Origin of the sequence: uncultured Lactobacillus sp. (genome assembly GCF_947367085.1) — a bacterium.
Lineage (GTDB): Bacteria > Bacillota > Bacilli > Lactobacillales > Lactobacillaceae > Lactobacillus.
Window position 1 is genome coordinate 1 of the sequence record NZ_CANBCP010000057.1, and the last position, 11,012, is coordinate 11,012.

The 11,012-nt window shown below is 34.2% G+C and carries 10 protein-coding genes and 1 other RNA gene; 8 read left to right on the top strand and 3 right to left on the bottom strand.

Features of this window, described 5'->3' with window-relative positions:
- The first annotated feature begins 98 nt into the window (after positions 1 to 98).
- From asnS to nth, 3 genes are read left to right on the top strand one after another with little or no spacing between them, the layout of a single operon-like run.
- Positions 99 to 1,397, top strand: a complete 1,299-nt coding sequence (gene asnS, locus Q0Y70_RS08215) for an asparagine--tRNA ligase (RefSeq protein WP_297819598.1) — start codon at positions 99 to 101, stop codon at positions 1,395 to 1,397.
- A gap of 57 nt (positions 1,398 to 1,454) precedes the next feature.
- The gene (locus tag Q0Y70_RS08220; protein WP_297819601.1) at positions 1,455 to 2,093 is read left to right on the top strand and encodes a DnaD domain protein; all 639 of its coding nucleotides are present in this window, start codon (positions 1,455 to 1,457) and stop codon (positions 2,091 to 2,093) included.
- A 6-nt stretch (positions 2,094 to 2,099) separates the two neighbouring features.
- Positions 2,100 to 2,729: an endonuclease III gene (nth, locus tag Q0Y70_RS08225; RefSeq protein ID WP_297819604.1), complete on the top strand. Its 630-nt coding sequence runs from the start codon at positions 2,100 to 2,102 to the stop codon at positions 2,727 to 2,729.
- Between the two features lie 131 nt (positions 2,730 to 2,860).
- Here nth and Q0Y70_RS08230 read toward each other — a convergent pair whose 3' ends face one another.
- Positions 2,861 to 5,209: a transglycosylase domain-containing protein gene (locus Q0Y70_RS08230; RefSeq protein WP_297819607.1), complete on the bottom strand. Its 2,349-nt coding sequence runs from the start codon at positions 5,207 to 5,209 to the stop codon at positions 2,861 to 2,863.
- Between the two features lies 1 nt (position 5,210).
- A complete protein-coding gene (recU, locus tag Q0Y70_RS08235) occupies positions 5,211 to 5,825 on the bottom strand; it encodes a Holliday junction resolvase RecU (RefSeq protein WP_297819610.1) in 615 nt (204 codons plus the stop codon).
- A 65-nt stretch (positions 5,826 to 5,890) separates the two neighbouring features.
- Here recU and Q0Y70_RS08240 point away from each other — a divergent pair, with 65 nt between their 5' ends.
- The 5 genes from Q0Y70_RS08240 to Q0Y70_RS08260 all read left to right on the top strand — a co-directional run bounded on the left by Q0Y70_RS08240 (position 5,891) and on the right by Q0Y70_RS08260 (position 9,785).
- Positions 5,891 to 6,454, top strand: a complete 564-nt coding sequence (locus Q0Y70_RS08240) for a DUF1273 domain-containing protein (RefSeq protein WP_297819613.1) — start codon at positions 5,891 to 5,893, stop codon at positions 6,452 to 6,454.
- 90 nt (positions 6,455 to 6,544) lie between these two features.
- Positions 6,545 to 6,964 (top strand): DivIVA domain-containing protein, encoded by a 420-nt coding sequence (locus Q0Y70_RS08245; protein ID WP_297819616.1) that lies wholly within the window; start codon positions 6,545 to 6,547, stop codon positions 6,962 to 6,964.
- A 20-nt stretch (positions 6,965 to 6,984) separates the two neighbouring features.
- An RNA gene (gene rnpB, locus Q0Y70_RS08250) (RNase P RNA component class B) lies at positions 6,985 to 7,350 on the top strand.
- Positions 7,351 to 7,412: 62 nt separating this feature from the next.
- The gene (locus Q0Y70_RS08255; protein WP_297819619.1) at positions 7,413 to 8,543 is read left to right on the top strand and encodes a class I SAM-dependent RNA methyltransferase; all 1,131 of its coding nucleotides are present in this window, start codon (positions 7,413 to 7,415) and stop codon (positions 8,541 to 8,543) included.
- Between the two features lie 6 nt (positions 8,544 to 8,549).
- On the top strand, positions 8,550 to 9,785 hold the full coding sequence (locus Q0Y70_RS08260) for a metallophosphoesterase (RefSeq protein WP_297819622.1): 1,236 nt from the start codon (positions 8,550 to 8,552) through the stop codon (positions 9,783 to 9,785).
- 36 nt (positions 9,786 to 9,821) lie between these two features.
- On the opposite strand, the gene Q0Y70_RS08265 is transcribed toward Q0Y70_RS08260, so the two are convergent.
- A complete protein-coding gene (locus Q0Y70_RS08265) occupies positions 9,822 to 10,754 on the bottom strand; it encodes a DegV family protein (RefSeq protein WP_297819625.1) in 933 nt (310 codons plus the stop codon).
- Positions 10,755 to 11,012: the final 258 nt, after the last annotated feature.

Consider the following 11,012-nt stretch of genomic DNA (forward strand, 5'->3'; position numbering starts at 1 on the left):
GATAATATCTAGCATGAAAACCACTTCTTTAGTCCTATTGCAAAATTAATAACTAAAAGATAAAATTGAACTAGTTTATTCATAAAGGTTGGTTAACAATGACAGAATTAATTTCAATTAAAGATTCATCTCAACACGTTGATCAAGAAGTGAAGATGCACGTCTGGTTAACAGATAAGCGTTCCAGCGGTAAAATTATGTTCTTACAATTGCGTGATGGTACCGCCTTCTTTCAAGGTGTTGTTTTAAAGAAAAATGTTTCAGAAGAAGTTTTTGAAGCAGCTAAGAACTTGCACCAAGAAGCAAGTATGTACATTACTGGTAAAATTCATAGGGACGAACGTTCAAAGTTTGGTTATGAGATTCAAATTTCTGATATCGAAGTAATTTCAAACAATGAAGGTTACCCAATCGGAAACAAAGAACATGGTGTTGATTTCTTGCTTGATGAACGTCATTTATGGTTAAGAAGTCGTCGCCCATTTGCTATTATGCAAATTAGAAATACGATGTTCAAAGCTACGATTGATTTCTTCGAAAAAGAAGGCTTCATTAAATTTGATGCACCTATCTTTATGCACTCAGCTCCAGAAGGTACAACTCAATTATTCCATGTAGATTATTTCAATAATGATGCATATCTATCCCAATCAGGCCAACTTTATGGTGAAGCTGGTGCGATGGCTTATGGCAAGATCTTTACTTTTGGTCCAACATTTAGGGCAGAAGAATCAAAAGGTCGTCGTCATATGACTGAATTTTGGATGATGGAACCAGAAATGGCATGGATGCACCAAGATGAATCATTAGATATTCAAGAACGCTACTTAGCTTACATGGTTAAGAAAGTCTTGGAAAATAACGAATATGAACTTAAGTTGCTAGGTAGAGATCCTGAGAAACTTCGTCCAACTACTGAAGGAAACTTTACTCGTCTTGCATATGATGATGCAGTTAAGATGCTTCAAGAAGCAGGTAGAGACTTTAAGTGGGGCGATGATTTTGGTGCTCCAGATGAAGGATATATTTCAGAACAATTCGACCGTCCTGTCTTTATTATGAATTATCCAACTTCAATTAAGCCATTCTACATGAAGAAAAATCCTGACAATCCAAAAGAGTATCTTTGTGCTGATGTTATTGCACCAGAAGGTTACGGAGAAATCTTTGGTGGATCAGAACGTGAAGGTAATTACGAAGTATTGAAGAAGCAAATCGAAGAAGCTGGTCTTAACTTAGAAGATTACCAATGGTATCTCGATTTGCGTAAATTCGGTGGAGTTCCTCACTCAGGATTCGGTATGGGATTTGAACGTACAATTGCATGGATTTGTCATCTTGACCACATTCGTGAAGCAATTCCATTCCCAAGATTGATTAACAGAATGCAACCTTAATATTTTAAAAGAGTTGAATTGGCCATTAGCTAATTCAACTTTTTTGAAAGGAAAGATATGGCTTCTTATAACAATTATCGTAAAATAGGCTTTACTACTATATCTAATGCACTTTTAAATTATTATAGTCAACTTAATTTGAGTGAAAATGAAGTTATGCTTTTAATTCAATTAGAGGCTAGTAGCCAAAAGGGTGATGACTTCCCTAGTGACAAGTTTTTGTCATCTAAAATGAATTTAAGCCCGATTGAGATTTCCGAGCTAATTCAAGGGTTAATTAATAAAGAGATAATTACTTTAGAGCAAGATAATAATGATAATGGCAAGATAAGTAATTATTATAATCTAGATCTTCTTTATCAAAGGTTGGATAAGTTTGTGAATGATACTAAAATATCGACTAGTACTAAATCTATTAATAAAAAAGAGGAAGGTATTTCTGATCCAATTCAGCAATTAGTCAGACAGTTTGAAATTGAATTCGGTCGATTACTTAGTCCCATTGAACGTCAAGAAGTTGCGGCTTGGATAAACGTTGATCATTATAATCCAGAGTTGATCAAGATGGCTTTACGAGAAGCAGTTTTAGCCCAAGTTTATAATTTTAAGTATGTTGATCGAATTTTATTAAACTGGCAAAGACATAGTTTAAAGTCACCAGATCAAGTTAAAAATTATTTACAACGAAACGAGTAATTCAAAATGGTAAAAGAAGAGTTGATAAGTGATGAACAGGCAAGAACGGTTTTAAGAAAGATTTTAAGTTTATATCCCAACGCAAGAGGTGAGCTTAATTGGGATACAAAATTTCATCTATTATGTGCTGTTTTAATGAGTGCCCAAACTACAGATAAAATGGTCAATTCGGTTACACCAAAACTATTTTCTGATTATCCAGATAGCTTTTCTTTATCACGAGCTGAGATTGGTGATATAGAAGATCATATTAAAACTATTGGTTTATTTAGAAGTAAAGCTAAGCATTTAAAAGAAACTGCAACTATTATTTCTGAAAAATATAATGGTAAAATTCCGGCAGATAAAAAACTTCTGATGCAGCTGCCCGGAGTAGGGGAAAAAACAGCTAATGTGGTGTTAGCCGAAGGATTCAATATTCCTGCAATTGCAGTTGATACCCATGTATCACGTATTTCAAAAGCGTTTAAAATAGTTGATCAAAAAGCTAAGCCTCATGATGTTGAGCTCCGTTTAGAGCAATTATTGCCTAAGGATCAATGGATCAAAACGCACCATGCGATGATCTTATTTGGACGATATACAATGCCAGCTCGAAGTAAAGATAAAAATCCATATCATTATTTACCTGATTAATAAGTCTAAAAATCGAAATATTTTGTAACCTAACTTTGAAAGTTTCTCGAAGTTAGGTTTTTTGATATAAAAAACCTCAAAGCCAAATGTTGCTTTGAGATTTTAATTTAATGTTGTTTATTATTTTGTTTTTAGCCTGATGAAGAATTTTGATTTACATTACTCTGATTATTACTTGTAGTGTTTGATGAATTATTATTTGACTGATTCTGATTGGTTTGATTATTATCATTTTTATCAGAAGTGGTGTCGTTAGTAGATGATTGGTCATTATCATCTTGCTTTTTATCATCATCTGAAGTTTGATCATTAGATTGACTGGTTGAACCACTTTCATTATCTGATTCTACTGTAGTGGTAGTATTGTCACTACTGCTGGTATCAAAGTGAGTATCGATTTCTTCGTCATCTTCATTATCGTCCTTAGTTTCATGATATGGATTGGCCGGAGCGTGTCCTTTTACAAATAATTCCCAAGTAAAATTATGAGAAGATGGGGATGCTACTCTTCTAGCAGTTCCATTTACAATTCGCCGTTTGACTACTGTTGATGGCTTCTTCCAATCTTTGTTTTCTTTATTCTTCATCAGATAAGACATCATATGTTTGTATAAAAGCTGTGCAGATTGTTCACCACTGCCTGAGATTGTTCCATCTTTTAAGTTGTCGTAACCTGTCCAAATACCAATGCAATAAGCTTTGGTGTAGCCAACGAACCAGGAGTCTTTTGGAGTACCAGCGTATTGCGGGAATTTTACTAAGTCTTCATCAGAATATTTAACAGTACCAGTTTTCCCAGCTTCATGTAAACCAGAAATTCTAGCATTTGTACCTGAACCCTTAGTTAAAACGTCTTTGAGCATGTTAGTCATAATGTAAGAAGTTGAATTCTTCATTACCTTATTACCAGAACTATCATAGTTATGAACTAATCCATCAGCAGTTTCAATTTTAGAAACAAACTGTGGTTTATGATAAATTCCGTTGTTAGCAAAAGCTCCAAAAGCTCCAGCCATTTGAAGCGAAGAAGCATTTGCACCAATTGCCACAGAAAGACCAGCATCAGATCCAATATTAATTCCCATCTTTCTTGCGAATAAAGCAGCTCGATTTAATCCAACTTTAGCTAGTGTTTTAACCGCTGGTACATTTCGAGATTGTTCTAGCGCTTTACGCATGGTGATACGACCCATATAAGTATTGTCCCAGTCGTATAATTGAATGTTTGTTCCTGGGTAGATGTACTTAGTATCATCTAGCATATGTGAAGTGCCCCAGTTTAAATATTCGACCGCCGGTGCGTAATCTAAAACTGGTTTAATCGTAGAACCAGTTGAACGACCTGTTTGAACGGCACGGTTTAAACCTAATTGAACAGATGGTAATTTTCGGCCACCTATAATTGCAATAACATGTCCATTTGTTGGGTCAACAACAGTTGCTCCGACTTGCATTTTATCATTGGTAAAAGGGACTTCACCATTGTTTGCTAAATCGTAAAGATGTTGTTGGGCATCTTGATTAATGTTAACGGTGATTTTTAGATTATCTGTATAGGGATTAAATCCTTTTTCTTTTACCTCATTGATGACTTCTTTAATGTAAGGATCATCAACTTTTCTTAAATCAGATTCAATATTGTTTTTCTGGGGAACTAGGCCTTGTGTTATTGGTTCAGCTTTTGCTTGATTATATTGTGCCTTGGTGATCTTTTTATTTGCGAGCATTGATTTTAAAACAATATCTCGACGATATTTGGCTTTGTTTGGGTAAAGGTAGGGGTTATAAAGAGTAGGAGCATTTGGTATTCCTGCTAAAAGTGCCGTTTGGGCTAAATCAAGATCTTTTAAGCTTTTACCATAATAATATTCGGCAGCTGTTCCCATACCGTAATTTCCATAGTTCATGAAAACTTTGTTGATGTAATATTCTAAAATTTGGTCTTTAGAAAATTCACGTTCAACCTTCATTGACAGCCAAGCTTCTTGGGCTTTTCTTCGTAATGTTCTTTGCGATGCTGAAGTTGAAAAAACAGATAACTTAACTAGTTGCTGTGTGATTGTTGATCCACCAGCGGCAACGCTATTTGAGCGAGCATTGACTAAGACAGACCCAATAATTCTAATAGGGTCAAGACCCAAGCCTTCTTTATAAAAACGACGATCTTCTGTCGAAATTATTGCGTCCTTTAACTGTTGGGGAATTTCCTTGTTAGTTACATAGGTTCTTTTTTCAGATCCTAAAGATAGCAAGAACTTTCCGTCATTAGTATAAAGACTCGAAGTTCCACCACTTTGTAATTCATTTTGTGAAATACTTGGTGCATCTTTAGCATAGTAAGCAAATAAACCTACGCCTGCAACTACTATTAGTAATGCAATAATGAAAAACCATTTGATGATTTGAAGCCAGAGTCTTTTTTTAGGCTTTTCATTACGGTGATAATTTGACATACGTGAATTTTGATTGTTTTGTGCCATTTTAATTCCTATCTAAAATAAATTTATCAACTACTTCTAAATAGGGAAGAGTTGGTCGATAGCCACTTTTAATTTCGTATGAGTGTTCAATAATCTCATTTAAGCTTACTGAACTCTTATCAATTTGATTCCATGCATTGATAATAAAACTGGCCGGGGTAACAAAATATCTATTTAAACTTACAAATTTTATAATTGTAAAACAAATTCCTTTTTGTTTGAGACATTTATCTAAATGAACTATTTGGTGTTCGTGAAAGTTTTTAAGTGGAAAAGAAGCTTTGTTTCGGGTTTCTTTTGCTTCAAAGTCCAAATAATAACCTTTATATACTCCGTTATAGTCGGTTGTTGAAGCTTGTCTAAAATATGCTTCCTTGATAACCGCACGAGATCGTTTAGGATAATCAACTTTAACAATTTGAACTGGCGTAGGTTTTTTATGCACGACAGCAATGTCTTGGAAAAGATAATACTTATTTGATTCATTGATTTGTTGTTCAAGTGTCATTCCTCGATCAGAAAAATTCACACTCGTTTTGTGTTTTTTATGAGAAGAGATTGTTGTATTATTATTTTTCGCATATGGCGTTAAACTACCAGTAGGATATTTGACCATTGTATTCACTCCTGTTAGCATTATAACAAATTAATTATCTGATTAAGAATGGAGGTATAAATAAATTGCAGCGATTATGGATCTCAGGATATCGTAGTTTTGAATTAGGAGTCTTTGATCCTAAAGATAAGAAAATTGTTGTCATTAAGTATGCAATCAAAAATTATCTAAAGAGATTAATTGATGAAGGTCAACTTGATTGGGTAATTTCTGGTCCTAATCTTGGAATTGAGCAGTGGGCGTTACAATCAGCTATCGAGTTAAGGAATGAGTATAACCTGCATTGTTCGATGATTACGCCTTATATTGATTTTTCAAAACGCTGGAATGAAAGTAATCAGGCTCAATTTTCAAATTTAAAGCAAGAAGTTGATTTTTTTGCGTCTACATCAAAATCACCATATCAAAGTCCTATTCAATTGCGTTCGTATCAAAATTTTATGATTAATCATACCGATCGAGCACTGCTTGTTTATGATCCTGAACATCCCGGAAAACCGCATTATGACTATGATTTAATTCAAAAATATCAAAAACAGAAAGATTATCCGCTTAATTTGATTGATTTTTACGATCTGCAGGATGCTGCACAAGAATATAGTGAAAATCATAATCCTGATTTTTATTAAATAATATAGTTTTTTTTATTATTAAACATTTCTTAGTTTTTTTAGTCTATGCTTTTTGTTAAAATAAAACACGAAGGAGTTAGTTTTAATATGGCAAGTATGAATGATGTTCAATTAACACCTAACGATATTTTGAAAAAACAATTTCGTTCAAAAATGAAGGGTTATGATCAAGATGAAGTTGATAGTTATCTTGATACTATAATCGGTGATTATCAAACTTTCGTGTCGATTATCGAAAATTTACAGAATCAAATCAGTGAATTAAAATCTGAACTGTCACAAGCTCAAGAAGATGCAAATAAGGTAAGTCAAGTAGACGATGATATGAAGACTTATCATCCTTCTAATAGTTCTTACAATTCAAGCAATCTTTATCACAATGAAAATGAAAATTCAGAAATCACTACTAATGTAGCCATGCTTCAAAGAATTTCTACATTAGAAAGAAAAGTTTACAATCTTGAACAGAGAATGAACGCTCAAGATAGAACTTACCAAGCTAATTAATATGGTATAATGTAAAAGCAAGTTTTGAGCAATCGCGGTTAACTATAGGTTAGCTGAGGAAAGTCCACGCACGCACGAGCTGCGATGCTCGTAGTTTTTGTACCCAGCCTAATAAGCTGCGGGATCTTTTATAAGATCACGGCGGAAAAAGCGCTAAATCTTTTAGACATGCGTTACTATCCTGAAAAGTGCCACAGTGACGAAGCAGTCGAGGAAACTTGGCTGGTGGAACGAGGTAAACCCTGCAAGCGGGCAACCCAAATTTGGTAGGGGCGTCTCCATCTATGGAATTGAACTAAAGATGGGATCATTTTTTAATGAAGATAGATGATTGCTGAAGGTAAAATTTGACCAAGTTTTACTGGAACAGAACGTGGCTTATAGAAACTTGTATGGTCGGTTGAGCTTCTTGCTCAACCTTTTTTTATAGAAAAAAAGAGAATTAAAAATGAAAAAATATACTTTATATGCAACGATGGGTGCTGGTTTTGAAAGTATTGTAGCCAAAGAATTGAATAAATTAGGCTATGAAACTAAAACCGAAAATGGACGTGTCTTTTTTGAAGGTAGTCAAGAAGATATTGTTAAAGCGAATCTTTGGTTAAGAAGCGCCGATCGTGTAAAAATTTTACTTAAAGAATTTAAAGCTACTGATTTCGATACACTTTACGAAGAAACTTATAATTATGACTGGGCAACTTTATTGCCTGTTGATGCTAAGTTTCCTGTAAAGGGCAGAAGTGTACGAAGTAAATTACATTCTGAACCTGATGTACAATCGATTGTTAAAAAGGCGATTGTGAATAAAATGACTGATCAATATCATCGGCGTGGCTTTTTACCTGAGAGCGGGAGTGAATATCCTTTAGATGTTCATATCAATAAAGATATTGTCCGGTTAAGTTTAGATACGACAGGAGCGAGTTTATTTAAACGGGGATATCGTGTTGAACATGGTGGCGCTCCCTTAAAAGAAAATTTTGCTGCGGGATTGATTGAATTGACTCCTTTTGATGGCAGTCATCCCTTTATTGATCCAATGACAGGATCAGGAACTATTGCAATTGAAGCAGCTTTAATTGCAAAGAATGTGGCTCCCGGTATTTGGCGTAAATTTGCTTTTGATAATTTTGATTGGTTTGATAAAAAAATCCATCCAGAGTTAGTTGAACAGGCAAAAGCCGCACAAAAAGCCGATCATGCCCCAATTTTGGCTAGTGATATTGATCAATCTATCTTAGAAATAGCCAAGGTAAATGCCCATAACGCTGGAGTGTTGCAAGATATTAAATTTAAGCAAGTAGCTGTCAAAGATTTTTCAACGGATCTTGAAAATGGGGTGATTATAGCTAATCCACCTTACGGTAAACGTTTGAAAGATAGACAAGCTGCCGAAAAGATCTATGAAGAAATGGGTCAAACTTTGCGACCATTGACAAGTTTTAGTCAATATTACTTAACTTCAGATCCACAATTTGAAAAATTCTTCGGCGCTACTGCAACAAAGAAACGTAAGTTTTACAATGGTAATTTAAGAACAGATTATTATCAATATTGGGCTAATGCAAGAAAACGTTAAATTAAGATGATTACTAAAAATGATGCAACAAAATTTTGGGTAATTTCTGATACTCACTTAATAGCTGATAGTTTACATGATAATGGGCAGGCTTTCTCACAAATGCAAAAAACAAGCCAAGGAAAAGATCTTTACTATCAAGAAGTGGCTTTAAGAGCATTTGTAAAAATGGCTTTAGAAAAAAAGCCAGATGCCATAATCGTAACAGGAGATGTGACTTTTAATGGTGAGCGCGTCTCAGCTCAACGCTTTGCAGAGATTTTCCGACCGTTAAAAGGTAAAACCAAATTACTTATCTTACCCGGAAATCATGATATTTTCGATGGTTGGGCACGTGAATTTCGCGGTAAAAAGCAATATTATGCCGGACAAATCTCTCCTTTATTTTGGAAAAATATTTTTTCTGAATCCTATAAAGACTCTTTTAGTGAAGATGATAGTTCTTTAGCCTATAGCCAGAAACTTAATTCCAACTTTTTGTTGATCATGCTTGATTCTAATATCTATGAAAGTGAAGAGTCAACTTCGGCTCCTGCAACTCACGGCCAAATAGGTAAAAAACAATTAAAATGGTTTGAAGAGCAATTAAAACAAGCCCAGCAGAATTCTCTTCATCCACTTGTATTCATGCACCACAATTTATACGCTCATAATCCTGCTGTAAATAAAAGTTATGTACTTGATAATGCAAATGAAGTGAGAAGATTATTTGCGCGATATGGGGTAAAGCTTGTTTTTTCAGGACACATTCATGCCCAAAATATCTTGGATCCGCAAGTTCCTACGCCAACTACTGAGATTGTCAGTTCATCTTTTTGCTCTACTGATCAAGGCTATGGAGAAGTATACATTAAGAAAAATCAATTGACCTATCATCGGCATAGTTTTGAGATGAATCCTTATTTAAGCGATGAAGAAACGCAAGATTGGACTTTAACTCATTTTCACGATTATTTAGAAAATATCCAACTTGGGAGTTTAGCAGCTAATTTAATGCAGAAGGATCTTAAAAAATATCATAATAGTTTAGATTTAATTAGGGACATGGGAAAGCTATTCAGTCAGATGAATTATAATTTTTTCACTGGAAAGAATCATATTTCTATTGCTCAACTTGATAAATTACATGAGTCTGAAACTTATAAGGTCTTAGTCAAAGAAAATCCTGAAGTTCAGCTTTATCTTGAAACATTGTACGATACTAGTGTGCACGATAATTGGAACCTAAAGCTAAAATTTTAAAGAAAAAAATATGCCTTTGATTGAAGGCATATTTTTTTAATCATCATTTAAAACTGGTGAGTGAATTTCTTCTTTTGGTAAAGGCTTTCCTTGCTCGTCAAAGTAAGAATCTAAATCTCTACCCCAGATCATAGAAATTGTATGCTGACCAACATGAACTCCTACCACAGGTCCAATAATACTTTGGTCGACATTAACATCTGGAAAGCTCTTTTTGTAATCATTAACCCATTCGTCTTCTCGTTCTTGATCATCAGCATGAAAAATAGTTAAGTGAACAGGATATGGTACGTCTTTTGTAAGGTTAGTGAAATCAGTTTTGATATGGTTATAGGCACGTTTATATTGTCGTTCTTTGGCAATTGCGGAAATCTGGCCTTTATTTTGAACGTCCATTGATAAAATTGGTTTAATTCTTAAAATAGAACCGACAAAGCTAGCCGCATTTGACAGTCTCCCTGTTCGTTTTAAGTGATTAAGATTATCAACCATGAAACGAACGTCGAGAGTATTTCTTAAATCTTCAAGATCATGCATAATTAAATCTAAACTGGCGTTTTGTTGAACCAATTTTGCGGCAAGTAAAGCAAGATCTGCTTGCCCAGCGCACGTAACTTTAGGATCAAAAGGATGGATATTAATCCGTTTTTCTTGTTTTGCAAGACTTGCTACTGTGTTATAAGAACTTGAAAGTCCACTTGAAATTGGAATAAAAATTATATCAGTATAGCCTTGATCTACAAATTTATCAATATGCTTTTGAATTTCACCAATTGCTGGCTGCGAAGTAGTAGGCAACTCTTTGGAAGAACTAAGCTTTTCATAAAATTCTTTAAAACCGATATCTACTAGATCATAGTAAGTTTTTTCTCCCCAAATTATTGGAATAGGGATAATGTCAATATTATATTTTTCACTTTGTGTTTTGCTAAGATAGGCAGCACTATCGGTAATTACACCTATTTTCATAGTAATTCCTCCACTTATATTATTGGCAATCTCTATTGTAAACTAAAAGTCATATATAAACAAAAAGCTCTTGTCCAATTTCTGGTATAATGGATAAGAAATCTATAAAAGGTGGGACCTAAATTCTAATGAAGCGACATTTTATCTTTCTAGGAATACCCGGAATAATTTATTATTCTTGGTTATTAGTACTTGTCTTTATTGGCGTGTGCTTTGCCTATGAAAGTAATAAATCTTTAAGCATACCTAGTTTGGTAT